Annotated in this window: 13 protein-coding genes; 7 read left to right on the top strand and 6 right to left on the bottom strand. The window is 72.3% G+C overall.

The window, feature by feature from the left end; all coding sequences use genetic code 11:
• Window positions 1–3: 3 nt before the first annotated feature.
• Window positions 4–2418: an endopeptidase La gene (gene lon / locus DTB53_RS19590; RefSeq protein ID WP_030702779.1), complete on the bottom strand. Its 2415-nt coding sequence runs from the start codon at window positions 2416–2418 to the stop codon at window positions 4–6.
• Between the two features lie 303 nt (window positions 2419–2721).
• Between lon and DTB53_RS19585 the strand changes: the two genes are divergently transcribed.
• The 5 genes from DTB53_RS19585 to DTB53_RS19560 all read left to right on the top strand — a co-directional run bounded on the left by DTB53_RS19585 (window position 2722) and on the right by DTB53_RS19560 (window position 9854).
• Window positions 2722–3405, top strand: a complete 684-nt coding sequence (locus DTB53_RS19585; RefSeq protein WP_012379061.1) for a spermidine synthase family protein — start codon at window positions 2722–2724, stop codon at window positions 3403–3405.
• A 234-nt stretch (window positions 3406–3639) separates the two neighbouring features.
• Window positions 3640–4377 (top strand): response regulator transcription factor, encoded by a 738-nt coding sequence (locus tag DTB53_RS19580; RefSeq protein ID WP_003966317.1) that lies wholly within the window; start codon window positions 3640–3642, stop codon window positions 4375–4377.
• Window positions 4374–5450, top strand: a complete 1077-nt coding sequence (locus tag DTB53_RS19575; RefSeq protein WP_003966318.1) for a HAMP domain-containing sensor histidine kinase — start codon at window positions 4374–4376, stop codon at window positions 5448–5450. The genes DTB53_RS19580 and DTB53_RS19575 overlap by 4 nt, the downstream gene beginning before the upstream one ends.
• A gap of 281 nt (window positions 5451–5731) precedes the next feature.
• Complete coding sequence (locus DTB53_RS19565; protein ID WP_012379062.1) at window positions 5732–9535, top strand: multifunctional oxoglutarate decarboxylase/oxoglutarate dehydrogenase thiamine pyrophosphate-binding subunit/dihydrolipoyllysine-residue succinyltransferase subunit; 3804 nt, start codon at window positions 5732–5734, stop codon at window positions 9533–9535.
• Window positions 9536–9668: 133 nt separating this feature from the next.
• Window positions 9669–9854, top strand: a complete 186-nt coding sequence (locus DTB53_RS19560) for a DUF6104 family protein (RefSeq protein ID WP_003966321.1) — start codon at window positions 9669–9671, stop codon at window positions 9852–9854.
• Window positions 9855–9864: 10 nt separating this feature from the next.
• Here the strand turns inward: DTB53_RS19560 and DTB53_RS19555 are convergent, their stop codons facing one another.
• Complete coding sequence (locus DTB53_RS19555) at window positions 9865–10692, bottom strand: hypothetical protein (RefSeq protein WP_012379063.1); 828 nt, start codon at window positions 10690–10692, stop codon at window positions 9865–9867.
• Window positions 10693–10856: 164 nt separating this feature from the next.
• On the opposite strand from DTB53_RS19555, the gene DTB53_RS19550 reads away from it, so the two are divergent.
• The gene (locus DTB53_RS19550; protein ID WP_042496121.1) at window positions 10857–11714 is read left to right on the top strand and encodes a DUF4097 family beta strand repeat-containing protein; all 858 of its coding nucleotides are present in this window, start codon (window positions 10857–10859) and stop codon (window positions 11712–11714) included.
• Between the two features lies 1 nt (window position 11715).
• Window positions 11716–12774 (top strand): PadR family transcriptional regulator, encoded by a 1059-nt coding sequence (locus DTB53_RS19545; RefSeq protein WP_012379065.1) that lies wholly within the window; start codon window positions 11716–11718, stop codon window positions 12772–12774.
• Between the two features lie 106 nt (window positions 12775–12880).
• Here the strand turns inward: DTB53_RS19545 and DTB53_RS19540 are convergent, their stop codons facing one another.
• From DTB53_RS19540 to DTB53_RS19525, 4 genes are read right to left on the bottom strand one after another with little or no spacing between them, the layout of a single operon-like run.
• Complete coding sequence (locus DTB53_RS19540; RefSeq protein WP_012379066.1) at window positions 12881–13462, bottom strand: Clp protease N-terminal domain-containing protein; 582 nt, start codon at window positions 13460–13462, stop codon at window positions 12881–12883.
• Entirely contained in the window at window positions 13462–13671 is a 210-nt protein-coding gene (locus DTB53_RS19535) for a sigma factor-like helix-turn-helix DNA-binding protein (protein ID WP_006127526.1), read from the bottom strand. The genes DTB53_RS19540 and DTB53_RS19535 overlap by 1 nt, the downstream gene beginning before the upstream one ends.
• A gap of 31 nt (window positions 13672–13702) precedes the next feature.
• On the bottom strand, window positions 13703–14242 hold the full coding sequence (locus tag DTB53_RS19530; protein ID WP_012379067.1) for a GNAT family N-acetyltransferase: 540 nt from the start codon (window positions 14240–14242) through the stop codon (window positions 13703–13705).
• On the bottom strand, window positions 14220–15662 hold the full coding sequence (locus DTB53_RS19525) for a cellulase family glycosylhydrolase (protein WP_042496125.1): 1443 nt from the start codon (window positions 15660–15662) through the stop codon (window positions 14220–14222). Before DTB53_RS19525 ends, DTB53_RS19530 begins: the two co-directional genes overlap by 23 nt.
• Between the last annotated feature and the right edge of the window lie 37 nt (window positions 15663–15699).

Here is a 15699-nt window from a genome sequence, read left to right as displayed (position 1 = left end):
CACTCAGGCCGCGGCCGGGACCCTTCCGGCCGGGGCCGTGGCCGGGGCGAGGGCGATCTCCAGCACTTGGCGGACGTCGGTGACCGGGTGGACGTCCAGCTTCTCCAGCACCTCGGCCGGGACGTCGTCCAGGTCGGCCTCGTTGCGCTGGGGGATCACCACGGTGGTGATGCCCGCGCGGTGGGCGGCCAGCAGCTTCTGCTTGAGGCCGCCGATCGGCAGCACCCGTCCGGTCAGCGACACCTCACCGGTCATCGCCACATCCGTGCGGACGAGGCGTCCCGAGAGCAGCGAGGCCAGGGCGGTCGTCAGCGTGATGCCGGCGCTCGGACCGTCCTTGGGGACCGCGCCCGCCGGGAAGTGGATGTGCACCCCCCGGTCCTTGAGGTCCGCGACCGGCAGCTCCAGCTCGGCGCCGTGCGACCGCAGGAAGCTCAGCGCGATCTGCGCCGACTCCTTCATGACGTCCCCGAGCTGACCGGTCAGGGTCAGTCCGGACGCCCCGGTCTCCGGGTCGGCGAGCGACGCCTCGACGAAGAGGACGTCTCCACCCGCACCGGTCACCGCGAGTCCGGTGGCCACGCCCGGCACGGCGGTGCGGCGCCCGGCCGGGTCCTGGGCGGACTCGGGCACGTGGTGCGGACGGCCGATGAGGCCGCGCAGATCGGCGTCGGTCACCGTGAACGGCAGCTCGCGGTCGCCCAGCTCGTGCTGGGCCGCGACCTTGCGGAGCAGCCGGGCGACCGACCGCTCCAGGTTCCGTACGCCCGCCTCGCGGGTGTACTCGCCGGCCAGCTTGCGCAGGGCGGACTCCTCCAGGGCCACCTCGTCCTTCTCCAGGCCGGCCCGCTCCAGCTGGCGCGGGAGCAGGTGGTCCCGGGCGATGACGACCTTCTCGTCCTCGGTGTAGCCGTCGAGGCGGACCAGCTCCATGCGGTCGAGCAGGGCCTCCGGGATGGCTTCGAGCACGTTGGCGGTGGCCAGGAAGACCACGTCGCTGAGGTCGAGCTCGACCTCCAGGTAGTGGTCGCGGAAGGTGTGGTTCTGGGCCGGGTCGAGGACTTCGAGGAGGGCGGCGGCCGGGTCGCCCCGGAAGTCGGAGCCGACCTTGTCGATCTCGTCGAGCAGGACGACCGGGTTCATCGAACCGGCCTCCTTGACGGCCCGCACGATCCGGCCGGGGAGCGCGCCCACGTACGTACGCCGGTGGCCGCGGATCTCCGCCTCGTCCCGGACGCCGCCGAGCGCGACGCGGACGAACTTGCGGCCCATGGCGTGCGCGACGGACTCGCCGAGCGAGGTCTTGCCGACGCCGGGCGGGCCGACGAGGGCCAGGACCGCACCGCCGCGCCGCCCGCCGACGACGCCGAGGCCCCGGTCGGCGCGGCGCTTGCGCACCGCGAGGTACTCGGTGATGCGCTCCTTCACGTCGGCGAGGCCGGCGTGCTCGGCGTCCAGGACCTCCTGGGCGCCGCGGATGTCGTAGGCGTCCTCGGTCCGCTCGGTCCAGGGCAGTTCGAGGACGGTGTCCAGCCAGGTGCGGATCCAGGAGCCCTCGGGCGACTGGTCGCTGGCCCGCTCCAGCTTCTCGACCTCCTTGAGCGCGGCCTCGCGGACGTGCTCGGGGAGGTCGGCGGCCTCGACACGGGCCCGGTAGTCGTCGGACTCGTCCTCCGGGTCGCCGTTGAGCTCGGAGAGCTCCTTGCGCACCGCGTCGAGCTGGCGGCGCAGCAGGAACTCGCGCTGCTGCTTGTCGACGCCCTCCTGGACGTCCTTGGCGATGGATTCGGCCACGTCCTGCTCGGCGAGGTGCTCGCTCAGCCACTGGATGGCGAGCTTCAGCCGGGCGATCGGGTCCACGGTCTCCAGGAGCTGGACCTTCTGGGCGGTGGTGAGGAACGGAGAGTATCCGGAGTTGTCGGCGAGCGCGGAGAGGTCGTCGATCTGCTGGACCCGGTCCACGACCTGCCAGGCGCCGCGCTTCTTCAGCCAGCTGGTGGCGAGCGCCTTGTACTCCTTGACCAGCTCGGCGGCGGACCCGGGCAGGGGGTCGGGGGCGGCGGTCTCCAGCACGGTCCCCTCGACCCAGAGCGCCCGGCCGGGGCCGCTGGTACCGGCGCCGATGCGGACCCGGTCACGGGCCCGGATGAGTGCGCCCGGGTCGCCGTCCGACAGGCGTCCGACCTGCTCGACGACGCCGAGGACACCGGTCCCCGTGTACGTGCCGTCGATCCGCGGGACCAGCAGCACCTGGGGCTTGCCGCCGGGGCGGGCCGCGGCCTGCGCGGCCTCGACGGCGGCGCGCACCTCGGTGTCGGACAGGTCGAGCGGCACCACCATGCCGGGCAGGACGACCTCGTCGTCGAGCGGCAGCACGGGCAGGTCGATCGGTGTGAACGCCTCGGACTCGTTAGTCATGATCTCCCCTTCGGCAGGCAAGTTGAGCTATGTCGACTCAATGCTCCTGAGCCGCCGAATGTTCCCCATCGCTTGTTCGCTCTGAGCGATCAGACGCTTTCCGGCCTTCGGGGCCGCCTCTACGGCAGCGACGCGGGGCGGGCCGTTGTTCCCACCCCCGGGCCCGCCCCGGGAGGGGGAACTCGCTGGCCTTCCTCCCCGGCGCGGGACAGGATGGCGAACACCGACCGCTACGACCGGAGACCGGAGAGCCACACGATGCCCGCGATGCCCGCGACGGGTGCGACGCCCGCCCCCGACCCGATGCCGACGCGCCCCGGCGGCGCCCCCGTCGTCCTCGACCGGCGCGAGGGGCCGTTCGGCGAGGTCGTGCTGCGGGAGCGCGGGGAGCACTTCGAGATCATCGCCAACGGCTGCTTCCTGATGGACACCGCCGACGGGCGCTCCGAGCGGCTGCTGATCGACGCCGCGCTGGCCGCCCTGCCCGCCGCGCGGACCGGTCCCTCGGTGCTGATCGGCGGCCTGGGCGTCGGGTTCTCGCTGGTCCGCGCCGCCGAGGAGGAGCGCTGGGGCCGCATCGTGGTCGTGGAGCGGGAGCAGGCGATCGTGGACTGGCACCTGGCCGGGCCGCTGGACCGGATCTCCGGGCCGGCGCTGGCCGACCCCCGGACCGGGATCCTCCACGCGGATCTCGTCGCCCACCTCCGTACCACCACGGAGCGTTACGACGCCCTGTGTCTGGACATCGACAACGGGCCGGACTGGACCGTCACGGAGGACAACGGAAGCCTCTACTCCCCCGCCGGTCTGGCGCACTGCCACGACCGGCTGACCCCGGGCGGCGTGCTCGCCGTCTGGTCGGCGCAACCGTCGCCGGCCTTCGAACAGGCATTGCGGAATGCCGGGTTCAGCGGGGTTAGGACGGAAGAGGTGGCCGTTGCCCGAGGTGTGCCCGACGTGGTCCATCTCGCACTCCGGACGATCTGAGCCACGCCCCGGTACGCGCGGACCGGACGTGGCACGGGTCAACCGGCACAAGCCCGGCGATCCGGCCGCCCGTCCGGCGCGAACGGGCACGTCCGGGGCAACACCCTGCGTAGCCGGGAGGCCTCCGCTGCCTTTACGCTGCTGACCGGCACACGGGATCACCCACCGAAATCCACGAGCGAAGACCGTGCCTCCGGGGGAATGGCTCCCGCGAGAACGGGCAGGGGCGGGGCGATGGAACAGACACACACCACCCACAACGGCGTCGCGGCCACCCCGGGAGCTCAGCGCCGGGTGCTGGTGGTCGAGGACGACCCCACGATCGTCGACGCCATCTCCGCCCGGCTGCGGGCGGAGGGCTTCCTGGTGCAGACCGCGCTGGACGGCCCCGCGGCCGTGGACGCGGCCGAGGCCTGGCAGCCCGACCTGATGGTGCTCGACATCATGCTTCCCGGCTTCGACGGCCTGGAGGTCTGCCGCCGGGTACAGGCGCAGCGCCCGGTACCGGTGATGATGCTCACCGCGCGGGACGACGAGACCGACATGCTGGTCGGGCTCGGGGTCGGCGCGGACGACTACATGACCAAGCCGTTCTCCATGCGGGAGCTGGCCGCCCGGGTGCACGTGCTGCTGCGCCGGGTGGAGCGGGCCGCGCTGGCCGCCGTCACCCCGCGGAGCGGGATACTGCGTCTGGGTGAGCTGGAGATCGACCACGCGCAGCGCCGGGTCCGGGTCCGGGCCGAGGACGTCCACCTCACGCCGACCGAGTTCGATCTCCTGGTCTGCCTGGCCAACACCCCGCGGGCGGTGCTCTCCCGTGAGCAGCTGCTGGCCGAGGTGTGGGACTGGGCGGACGCCTCGGGCACCCGCACGGTCGACAGCCACATCAAGGCGCTGCGCCGGAAGATCGGCGCGGAGCGGATCCGTACCGTGCACGGCGTGGGCTACGCCCTGGAGACCCCCGCGCCATGACGCGGCCAGGGTCCGGACTGCGGCCCTTCTCCATCAAGGCCAAGCTCGGCACGCTCGTCGTGGTGTCGGTGTTCATCACCACGGGGCTGCTGATCGTCGCGTTGCGGACCCGGACGGAGTTCCGCTTCATCACGGTGTTCTCGGTGATCGCCACACTGCTGATCACCCAGTTCGTGGCGCACGGTCTGACCGCGCCGCTGGACGAGATGAGAGCGGTGGCCCGGTCCATCTCGCACGGCGACTACACGCGCCGGGTGAGCGGCGCCGGGCGGCGGGACGAGCTGGGGGACCTGGCGCAGACGATCAACCGCATGGCGGACGACCTGGAGGCGGAGGACCTCCATCGAAAAGAGCTGGTCGCCAACGTCAGCCATGAGCTGCGCACCCCCATCGCGGCGCTGAGAGCCGTGCTGGAGAACGTGGTCGACGGGGTGTCCGCCGCCGATCCGGAGACGATGCGCACGGCCCTGAAGCAGACGGAACGGCTCGGCCGGCTCGTCGAGACGCTGCTGGACCTGTCGCGGCTGGACAACGGGGTGGTGGCGCTCAAGGCCCGCCGTTTCGAGGTCTGGCCCTATCTCTCGGGCGTACTGAAAGAGGCCAACCTCGCCGCCTCGCACCGGCGCCTCTCCTCGGGTTCGGGCAATCACTCCCGTACGGACGTCCACCTGCACCTGGACGTCTCGCCGCCGGACCTCACCGCGCACGCGGACGCGGAGCGGCTGCACCAGGTGGTCGCCAACCTGATCGACAACGCCGTCAAGCACAGCCCGCCGCACGGCCGGGTGACGGTGCTCGCGCGGCGCGGGGACGCTCCCGAGTCGCTGGAGCTGGAGGTCGTCGACGAGGGGCCCGGCATCCCGGAGGCGGAGCGCCACCGGGTGTTCGAGCGCTTCAACCGGGGCAAGGCGCCCTCGCCGCAGGGTCCGGGGAGCGACGGCGGTACGGGGCTGGGGCTGGCCATCGCCCGTTGGGCGGTCGATCTGCACGGCGGCCGGATCGGGGTGGCCGAATCCTCGAAGGGCTGCCGCATCCAGGTCACGCTCCCGGGAATCCCCGAGCCGCGCGGTTGACGGCGCGGTTGACATAGGGTCGAACCGGAAGGGCACGTTCATCCGTGTCCTGCCAGCAAGGGGCCTCAAGGGGACGCGGTCGATGGCCGTATCCTCGGTCCCGCGTACCCGAAGTGCAGTGGAACCTCGCTTGTTTCCCGCCATTTCCTGCGCCGAAACCCGCCTTCCGATGTGATGTGCACGACGAAGCACCGGCCCGGCCTGCAAGGAACGGTTCGGGGGGCGTAGCCTTGATTTCCGCTGTCCATCACCTTGTGAAGCGGAAGAGGGCGGTTGCCGCCGTGTCGTCTCAGTCCCCCAGTAACTCGAGCATCTCGACCGATCAAGCCGGCCCGGGCACGAACCCGGCCGCCGCGTTCGGCGCCAATGAATGGCTCGTCGACGAGATCTACCAGCAGTACCTCCAGGATCCCAGTTCGGTCGATCGCGCCTGGTGGGACTTCTTCGCCGACTACAAGCCGGGTGCCTCCGGCACGGCGGACAAGCCCGTTCCCGGCGTCGCACCGGTGACCGGGGCGCCCGCCGCCCCGGCCGCGTCCGCTCCGGCGGCCGCCCCGGCTCCGGCGAAGGCCGCGCCCGCGGCCGCTCCGGCGGCTCCCGCGCAGCCGGCCCCGGCGAAGGCCGCCCCGGCGGCTCCGGCGAAGCCCGCGGCGGCCAAGCCCGCCGCCGCGCCCGCCAAGGCGAAGCCCAAGGCGGACGAGTCCACCGAGGCGCCGGCCGGCCCGGAGTACGTGACGCTGCGCGGCCCCTCGGCGGCCGTCGCGAAGAACATGAACGCCTCGCTGGAGCTGCCGACGGCCACCTCCGTCCGCGCGGTCCCGGTGAAGCTGCTCTTCGACAACCGCATCGTCATCAACAACCACCTCAAGCGCGCCCGCGGCGGGAAGATCTCCTTCACGCACCTCATCGGGTACGCGATGGTGCAGGCCCTCAAGGCCATGCCGTCGATGAACTACTCCTTCGCGGAGAAGGACGGCAAGCCGACGCTGGTCAAGCCGGAGCACGTCAACCTGGGTCTGGCCATCGACCTGGTGAAGCCGAACGGCGACCGCCAGCTGGTCGTCGCGGCCATCAAGAAGGCCGAGACGCTCAACTTCTTCGAGTTCTGGCAGGCGTACGAGGACATCGTCCGGCGCGCCCGCATCGGCAAGCTCGGCATGGACGACTTCACCGGCGTCACCGCCTCGCTGACCAACCCCGGCGGCATCGGCACCGTCCACTCGGTGCCGCGCCTGATGCCCGGTCAGGGCCTCATCATGGGCGTCGGCGCGATGGACTACCCGGCGGAGTTCCAGGGCACGTCCCAGGACACCCTGAACAAGCTCGGCATCTCGAAGGTCATGACGCTCACGTCGACCTACGACCACCGGGTCATCCAGGGCGCCGCCTCCGGCGAGTTCCTGCGGGTCCTCTCCCAGCTGCTGCTCGGCGAGAACGAGTTCTACGACGAGATCTTCAAGGCGCTGCGGATCCCCTACGAGCCGGTCCGCTGGCTCAAGGACATCGACGCCTCGCACGACGACGACGTCACCAAGGCCGCGCGGGTCTTCGAGCTGATCCACTCCTACCGGGTCCGCGGCCACGTCATGGCCGACACCGACCCGCTGGAGTACCACCAGCGCAAGCACCCCGACCTGGACATCACCGAGCACGGCCTCACCCTGTGGGATCTGGAGCGGGACTTCGCGGTCGGCGGGTTCGCCGGCAAGACGATGATGAAGCTCCGCGACATCCTCGGCGTGCTGCGCGAGTCGTACTGCCGCACCACCGGCATCGAGTTCATGCACATCCAGGACCCGAGCCAGCGCAAGTGGCTCCAGGACCGCGTCGAGCGCGCGCGTCCGAAGCCCGAGCGCGAGGAGCAGCTGCGCATCCTGCGCCGGCTGAACGCGGCCGAGGCGTTCGAGACGTTCCTGCAGACGAAGTACGTCGGCCAGAAGCGCTTCTCGCTGGAGGGCGGCGAGTCCGTCATCCCGCTGCTCGACGCGGTCATCGACTCCGCCGCCGAGGCCCGCCTCGACGAGGTCGTCATCGGCATGGCCCACCGCGGCCGGCTGAACGTCCTGGCGAACATCGTCGGCAAGTCGTACGCGCAGATCTTCCGCGAGTTCGAGGGCAACCTCGACCCGCGCTCGATGCACGGCTCCGGCGACGTCAAGTACCACCTGGGCGCCGAGGGCACCTTCACCGGTCTGGACGGCGAGCAGATCAAGGTCTCGCTGGCCGCCAACCCCTCGCACCTGGAGGCGGTCGACCCGGTCCTGGAGGGCATCGCCCGCGCCAAGCAGGACATCATCAACAAGGGCGGCACGGACTTCACGGTCCTGCCGGTCGCGCTCCACGGCGACGCGGCCTTCGCCGGCCAGGGCGTCGTCGCCGAGACGCTCAACATGTCGCAGCTGCGCGGCTACCGCACCGGCGGCACCGTGCACGTGGTGATCAACAACCAGGTCGGCTTCACCGCCGCCCCGGAGTCCTCGCGCTCCTCGATGTACGCCACCGACGTGGCGCGCATGATCGAGGCGCCGATCATCCACGTCAACGGCGACGACCCGGAGGCCGTGGTCCGCGTCGCGCGGCTCGCCTTCGAGTTCCGGCAGGCGTTCAACAAGGACGTCGTGATCGACCTCATCTGCTACCGGCGCCGCGGTCACAACGAGACCGACAACCCGGAGTTCACCAACCCGCAGATGTACACCCTGGTCGACAAGAAGCGCTCGGTGCGCAAGCTGTACACCGAGTCCCTCATCGGCCGCGGCGACATCACGCTGGAAGAGGCGGAGCAGGCGCTCCAGGACTTCCAGGGTCAGCTGGAGAAGGTGTTCGCCGAGGTCCGCGAGGCCACCTCGCAGCCCGCCGCCCCGCACGTCCCGGAGCCGCAGGCCGCGTTCCCGGTGGCCGTGGAGACGGCCGTCTCGGCCGAGGTCGTCAAGCGGATCGCCGAGTCGCAGGTCAACATCCCCGAGTCGATCACCGTCCACCCCCGCCTGATGCCGCAGATGCAGCGTCGCGCGGCCTCGGTGGACAACGCCACGATCGACTGGGGCATGGGCGAGACTCTGGCCATCGGTTCGCTGCTGATGGAGGGCACCCCGGTCCGGCTCGCCGGCCAGGACACCCGCCGCGGCACGTTCGGCCAGCGCCACGCGGTCCTGGTCGACCAGGTCACCGGCGAGGACTACACCCCGCTGCTGTACCTGGCCGACGACCAGGCCCGGTACAACGTCTACGACTCGCTGCTCTCGGAGTACGCGGCGATGGGCTTCGAGTACGGCTACTCGCTGGCCCGTCCGGAGTCGCTGGTCATCTGGGAGGCCCAGTTCGGTGACTTCGTCAACGGCGCGCAGACCGTCGTGGACGAGTTCATCTCCTCGGCCGAGCAGAAGTGGGGCCAGACCTCCGGCGTCACGCTCCTGCTGCCGCACGGCTACGAGGGCCAGGGCCCGGACCACAGCTCCGCCCGCCCCGAGCGCTTCCTCCAGATGTGCGCGCAGGACAACATGACGGTCGCGATGCCGACCCTGCCGTCGAACTACTTCCACCTGCTGCGCTGGCAGGTGCACAACCCGCACCACAAGCCGCTGATCGTCTTCACCCCGAAGTCGATGCTGCGTCTGAAGGCCGCGGCCTCGTCCATCGAGGAGTTCACCACCGGCGGCTTCCGCCCGGTGATCGGCGACACGTCGGTCAAGCCGGAGAACGTCCGCAAGGTCGTCTTCTGCGCGGGCAAGCTGTTCTACGACCTGGACGCCGAGCGGGAGAAGCGCGGCGACACGGAGACGGCGATCATCCGGCTGGAGCGCCTGTACCCGCTGCCGGGTGCGGAGATCCAGGCCGAGATCGCGAAGTACCCGAACGCCGAGAAGTACCTGTGGGCCCAGGAGGAGCCGGCGAACCAGGGTGCGTGGCCGTTCATCGCGCTCAACCTGATCGACCACCTGGACCTCGCGGTCGGCTCGGACGTGCCGCACGGCGAGCGCCTGCGCCGCATCTCGCGGCCGCACGGCTCGTCCCCGGCGGTCGGCTCGGCCAAGCGCCACCAGGCGGAGCAGACGCAGCTGGTCAACGAGGTCTTCGAGGCCTAGGACCACACGGCGGCCGCACGGGCCGCCCGTACGTCACCGGGGCCCGGTTCCGCGCTTGTCGCGGGGCCGGGCCCCGGCGTTCTCGGTGCGCCCGGCGTCCCGGAGGGCGTCCGGGCCTCGATATCCTGTGCGCATGTACTTCACGGACCGTGGCATCGAGGAACTGGAGAAGCGGCGCGGCGAGGAGGAGGTCACCTTCGAGTGGCTCGCCGAGCAGCTGCGGACGTTCGTCGATCTCAACCCCGACTTCGAGGTGCCGGTCGAGCGCCTCGCCACCTGGCTGGCCCGGCTGGACGACGAGGACGACGAGGACGCGTGACCCGCACGGCTCAGGAGGCGTCCGCGCCCGCCCTGGCCCGTTCGTAGACGAGCCCCAGCACGCCCTGCGCCAGCAGCACCGCTCCGGCCGCCGCCCACCCGCCGCTGCGGCGACGGGCGCCCCAGAGCAGGAGCGGGAGCCCGGCCGCGAGCTGGGCGGCGGCGACGGCGCGGGCGCGGGGGCCGCGTACCCACGGGCCGATCCTGCTGCTCTCGACCGCGTCCAGTTCGACGCGTACGGCATCGCGCCAGCCGGCCCACTCGACGCGATCCACCTCGCGCTGCACCGCGGCGACGCTGCGCAGCCGGTCGGCGCTCTCGCCCGGTGAGAGTCCGGTGGGCAGGGTCAGCCCGGTGCGGGTGAGGACCGCGAGCAGTCCTCGCAGCCGGGCGTCCGCGTCGGCGTCCGGATCCGGGCGGGTCAGCTCCTCCAGCGCCTGCACGTCCAGCACCGGGTCGAGGCCGAGCCGGACCGCGAAGGTGCGCAGGGCCTCGTCCTCGCCCACCGGGGTGCCGTCGGTGAGCCAGATGTAGCCCACCGGCCGGCGGAATCCGGCGGCGAGCGTGAATCCGGCCCGGTCGGCGTCCCACCACAGGGCGAGCACCGGCCAGGTGGAGCCGACCGCGAGCGCGGTGGCCCAGCCGCCGAGGATCCGGTCCACCGGCTCGGGGTCCTGCTCGGCGCCCCCGTTCCAGGGTTTGCCCTCCGGGACGAGCACGCTCCACTCCTCCCCCGCGCGGGCCAGCAGCATCTGCTCGCGCAGCAGGTGGGCGAGCGGCCTTACGGTCTCGGGGTCGGCCCGGCACAGCAGGAGGGCCCCGGTGGATGTCGCGTTCATGAATCACACGCTAGGGCAATTTGCCCATGTCTGATCATTTTTGCGCTCGTTTACCCCGACGCCCCTCCCTCCCGATCCCCTTTGACAACGCCCATCCGCGATATATCGTGTTCTGGACGAGACGCGATATGTTGCGTTGCCACGCTTCCCGGGAGGTCACATCCATGCCTGTGTCGACATGGACCATCGCCGAGCCGAGGAAGCTCGCTTTCGAGGATCCGGTGACGGCGCTCCACGTGCGCGTCGTGGACGGCACGGTCAACGTGGTCGGGACCGACGAGCCGGAAGCCCGGCTGGAGATCTCCGCGATCGAGGGCCCGCCGCTGATCGTGACCCAGGAGGACGGCCGGCTGACCGTGGCCTACGAGGACCTGCCCTGGCAGGACCTCCTGCGCTGGTTCGACCCCAAGAACCGCCGCCGCAGTGCCGTGGTCACGCTCGTCGTGCCGGCCGCCTCCTCGGTGGAGGTCGGCGTGATCGGCGCCGGGGCCGTCGTCTCCGGCATCAGCGGCCGTACGGAGGTCCGCGGCATCACCGGCGACTCCACGCTCGTCGGGCTGACCGGCGCGGTGCGCGGGGAGTCCGTGTCGGGCAGCCTGGAGGCCCAGGGGGTCACGGGGGACCTGCGCTTCCACTCCGTGTCCGGCGATCTGACGGTGGTCGACGGGGCGGGGACCTCGGTCCGGGCCGAGTCGGTCAGCGGCGCCATGGTGCTGGACGTCGACCCGTCCGGGCGGCCCACGGACATCCGGCTGGCCACGGTGACCGGCGAGATCGCGATCCGGCTGCCGCACCCGGCCGACGCCAGGGTCGAGGCGAACACCGCGAGCGGGACCGTCTCCAACGCCTTCGAGGGCCTGCGGGTCGGCGGGCAGTGGGGCACGAAGAAGATCACCGGCACGCTGGGCGCCGGGACGGGGACCCTGCGGGCGACGACCGTGTCCGGTTCGATCGCCCTGCTGCGCAGGCCACCCGCCGAGGACGACGCGTACGCCGCCGAGCCGACCGGAAAGGTTCTCTGACATGCCTCCCGTATTCGCCCACGGCCGTCTGCGGCTGTACCTCCTCAAGCTCCTGGACGAGGCCCCCCGCCACGGCTACGAGGTCATCCGCCTGCTGGAGGAGCGCTTCCAGGGGCTGTACGCCCCGTCCGCTGGCACGGTCTACCCCCGGCTGGCCAAGCTGGAGGCCGAGGGTCTGGTCACCCACGCCACCGAGGGCGGCCGCAAGGTCTACTCGATCACCGACGCGGGGCGCGAGGAGCTGGCCGGCCGGGGCGGCGAGCTGGCCGACCTGGAGCTGGAGATCCGCGACTCGGTCTCCGAGCTGGCCGCCGAGATACGCGACGACGTACGGGGGGCGGCCGGCCGGCTCCGCAGCGACATGCGGGCGGCCGCGTCCGAGTCCCGGCAGGGCGCGAAGGCCGGGGCCGGGGCCGGAAGCGGCAAGGGCCGGGCGAAGGACGAACCGTCCTCCCCCTTCGACGACTTCGGTGACTTCGGTGACTTCGGGCGGCTGGGCGACCTCGGCGAGAGCGAGACGTGGCGCACGGCGAAGGAGGAGCTGAACCGGGCCAAGCAGGTGTGGAAGGAGCAGGCGCGCCGGGCGAAGGACGAGTCGCGGCGCGCCCGCGAGGACGCCCAGCAGGCCCGCCGCCAGGCCAGGGAGGCCCAGGAGAGGGCGCACGAGCAGATGCAGACCGCCGCCCGCCAGGTCCAGGAGCACTTCGCACGGGGCGATTGGCCCTCGGGCGTGCGGGAGGGCCTCGCGGAGATCACCGGCCAGCTGGGCGGTTTCGCGCGCTCCGGCGCCTGGCCCCCGTTCGGCAAGCCCGGAGCGGACTCCGCCCCGGCCGCCCCGGCCCCCGACGACGGCTTCGACTGGGCCGAGGGCGTGCCGGGCACCGGAGACCCGGTGCGCGACCTGGACCGCCTGCTGGACCGTTTCCGCGACGGCATCCGGGACACGGCCCGCGATCACGGGGTGACGGAGGCCCAGCTCGCGGAGGCCCGCCGCCACCTGGGGGCGGCGACGGCGCGGATCGAGGCCCTGCTGACGCCGGAGGACGAGCGGAAGGCCTGAGCCGGCTCGGCTCCGCGGGGGCGGGGCGGTCGTCCGACGCCGGACGACCGCCCCGCCCCCTCCGGGCCCCTGCTCGCCTGCTCGGGCCCCGTTCGGCGCACCCGGTTCACCCGGCCTTCGCGTGTCCCTGCCCCCCGTCGGCGTCGGGGCCGTACAGCGCGCGGTGCACGGTCGCGTAGGTCGCGCCGTGCTCGGCGAGGACGTCGGCGACGACTCCGGGCTTCGCCGTGAGGGCGAGGAGCAGGTGTTCCTCGCCAATGAAGCGGTCGCCGCGCCCCAGGGCGACCCGCAGGGAGTTCTCCAGGACGGCCTTCGCGCCCGGGGTGAACGCACGGTGCCCCGACCACCACCGGCGGCCACCCCGGTCGGCGGCCAGGGCTCCCTCGCCGTGGGCCGATTCGACCCGGGAGACGATCGCGCCGATGTCGATCCCGATGTCGGCGAGGGCGTCGGTGTCGGCCTTGGTCAGGCCACCGCGGCGGCGGGCCTCGGCGAAGGCGGCGTCCAGGGAGGCGCGGCGGTCGGGGAGGCCGAGCGCGGTGGCGGCGAACGCGGCCCGGCCGCCCTCCTGTTCCAGCAGGGCGTACAGCAGGTGTTCCTCGGTCACCGAGTCGGCTCCGACGCGCTCGGCCCGGGCCACCGCGCCCTTCACGGTGGCGCGGGCCCCTCGGGTGAATCGCTCGAACATCAACGCCTCCCGTACTTCTTGTGCACGGCCTGCCTGCTGACGCCCAGCTCGGCGGCGATCTCCTGCCACGACCAGCCCTGGACGCGGGCACTTCTGACTTGTACGGCTTCGAGCTGCTCCAGCAGCCGCCGCAGCGCGGCCACCGCCCGCAGCCCGACGCGCGGGTCGCGGTCACCGGCACGTGCGGCCAGATCCGTTGCTTCGGTCATGGTGTCAACCTACATTGACATAACCTCCTCGTCAATCAAAGTTGACATCATCGTCGGCCAGGCGGGCATGCCGCTCGACGTCGTACCGGACGTCGCCATAGCGCAGCTTGGCCCGCTCGACGCCCTCGGGAACGAATCCGCACCGGGTCGCGACCCGGCAGGAGGCCGGGTTGTCGGTGCGGTGGCCCAGCTCCAGCCGGTACAGCCCGAGCTCGTCGAAGGCCCAGCGCGCCAACGCCCGCACACCGGCCGGGGCGACACCCCGGCCGCGCGCCTCCTCCGTGGTCCAGTAGGAGACCCAGCCGGTGCCGTGGGCGAGGTTGACGGCGCCGACCGCGACACAGCCGAGGGCGACACCGTCCTCCCCCGCGACCGCCCAGGAGTAGCCGGTGCGCGCCCCTCGTTCACGCGTGCGGTCCGCGATCCAGGCCAGCGCCCCGGGCCGGTCGGACACCGGGCGGTCCGTCTGCCGGTCCATCTCGGCCGGGGCGAAGGCGCGGAGCACCGCCGAGACGTCGGCGGCCTCCCAGGGGCGCAGCAGGAACCCTTCAGGGGTGGTCAGTTCGTCCATACGGGCCACCCTCCCGCACGGTCACCACCACCTCGCTCCCGGGCCACGCCCGTACGACCGGCCATCCGCCGCGCGACGGCGCGCCGGGGCCGCCGGTGACCAGCGCCGGGCCGGTGACGGAGACACGCCAGCCCCGGGGCGACGGCGGGAGGGACAGCTCCGTCGCCCCGGGGCGGGCGGCGGCACGGTAGGCGAGGCGGTAGGAGCGGGTGTCCGCGTCGTACGCCTCGGATCGGACGGCCCCCGCGACGGCCGGGGCGTACGGGGTGGCCGTCCGCTCCTTGTTCGTACGGAAGCGGCCCTGCGCGTCGACGGCGCAGTAGCCGCCGCCGTAGCACCAGACGTATCCCGCCCAGCCGGAGCTGTAGCGGTTCAGGGAGTCGACGGCCTCGCGGTAGAAGCGGCCCATGTTGGGAAGGGCGTTGTTGAGCGGCCCCCACTCCCCCACGACCACGGGCATCCGGTGGCGGGCCGGGTAGGCGGTGATGGCGGCCTCGTACGCCTCGATCCAGCCGGCCGAGGGATCGTAGTCCGCGCCCGCCTCCATGGCGGTGTTGTAGAAGTGCGGGGCGTACACGGTCCGCCGGTCCTCGATGCGCCCCAGCCCGGTGGGGACGCCCTCCCCGACGATGGGGGTCGGCTCGACGAAGATCCAGGTGGTACGGTCCTTCGCCCGGACGGCCCGGGCGAGCCGGTTGTACAGGGGCGTGAGGTGCTCGGCCTCGATGCGGCGGGCGGCGGCCGGCAGGTCCTCGCCCTCCTTCAGCTCCCCCATGGGCTCGTTGATGAGGTCGTAGCCGATGACGGCGGGGTGGCGGCCGAAACGGTCGGCGAGGACCTGCCACATGGCGGCCTGGGCGCGCTGGAGGTCGGGGTCCTCGTAGAGGTGGGTGAAGGCCCGCTGCACGGCGGGCTGGAAATACTCGGAGAACCAGTCGTCGGGGTTCGGGGTGAACGGCAGCCCGTCGGTCCTGGTGGCCCATTCCGGGATGCCCCGGTGGCCGAACGCGGGCCCGAAGACGTCCTGGTGGGCGTCGATGAGGACGTGGACGCGGTGCTGGTGCGCCCAGTCCAGGATGCGCTCGATCCTGGCGAGGTAGCGCGCGCTGTACTGGCCGCGCCGGGGCTCCAGGTCGTCCCAGAAGACCAGCAGCCGGGCGAAGTTGAAGCCGCGGGCCCGCAGGTCGCGGAAGTGCCGTTCGGTGATGGCGCTGAGGGCGTCCTCGCCGCGGTTCGCCTTGTCCTCGACGTTCCAGCCGCGCAGGGTGAGGGTGCGCCCGCGGTCGTCGGTGAGGGGCGGGATGGCGCGTTCGTACGGGGACGGGGACGAGGCCGAGGAGGGGGAGACGGGTGCGGGGCGCGCCGAGGCGGCGGGGGCGAGGGCCCCCGCCGCGAGCACGGACGCGACGACAACTGCCATGAGTGCTCTGCCCATTCGCATGGGCGGCATCTCACCA

It is taken from the genome of Streptomyces griseus (genome assembly GCF_900460065.1).
GTDB classification, from domain to species: domain Bacteria; phylum Actinomycetota; class Actinomycetes; order Streptomycetales; family Streptomycetaceae; genus Streptomyces; species Streptomyces griseus.
Note: the sequence above shows the minus strand (reverse complement) of the source record. Positions and strands in the feature narration are given on the sequence as shown.

What these genes read in the sequence shown, in the direction of transcription:
- lon (WP_030702779.1), bottom strand. Translation starts at nt 2,418, where the DNA reads ATGACTAACGAGTCCGAGGCGTTCACACCGATCGACCTGCCCGTGCTG.
- DTB53_RS19585 (WP_012379061.1), top strand. Translation starts at nt 2,722, where the DNA reads ATGCCGACGCGCCCCGGCGGCGCCCCCGTCGTCCTCGACCGGCGCGAG.
- DTB53_RS19580 (WP_003966317.1), top strand. Translation starts at nt 3,640, where the DNA reads ATGGAACAGACACACACCACCCACAACGGCGTCGCGGCCACCCCGGGA.
- DTB53_RS19575 (WP_003966318.1), top strand. Translation starts at nt 4,374, where the DNA reads ATGACGCGGCCAGGGTCCGGACTGCGGCCCTTCTCCATCAAGGCCAAG.
- DTB53_RS19560 (WP_003966321.1), top strand. Translation starts at nt 9,669, where the DNA reads ATGTACTTCACGGACCGTGGCATCGAGGAACTGGAGAAGCGGCGCGGC.
- DTB53_RS19555 (WP_012379063.1), bottom strand. Translation starts at nt 10,692, where the DNA reads ATGAACGCGACATCCACCGGGGCCCTCCTGCTGTGCCGGGCCGACCCC.
- DTB53_RS19550 (WP_042496121.1), top strand. Translation starts at nt 10,857, where the DNA reads ATGCCTGTGTCGACATGGACCATCGCCGAGCCGAGGAAGCTCGCTTTC.
- DTB53_RS19545 (WP_012379065.1), top strand. Translation starts at nt 11,716, where the DNA reads ATGCCTCCCGTATTCGCCCACGGCCGTCTGCGGCTGTACCTCCTCAAG.
- DTB53_RS19540 (WP_012379066.1), bottom strand. Translation starts at nt 13,462, where the DNA reads ATGTTCGAGCGATTCACCCGAGGGGCCCGCGCCACCGTGAAGGGCGCG.
- DTB53_RS19535 (WP_006127526.1), bottom strand. Translation starts at nt 13,671, where the DNA reads ATGACCGAAGCAACGGATCTGGCCGCACGTGCCGGTGACCGCGACCCG.
- DTB53_RS19530 (WP_012379067.1), bottom strand. Translation starts at nt 14,242, where the DNA reads ATGGACGAACTGACCACCCCTGAAGGGTTCCTGCTGCGCCCCTGGGAG.
- DTB53_RS19525 (WP_042496125.1), bottom strand. Translation starts at nt 15,662, where the DNA reads ATGGCAGTTGTCGTCGCGTCCGTGCTCGCGGCGGGGGCCCTCGCCCCC.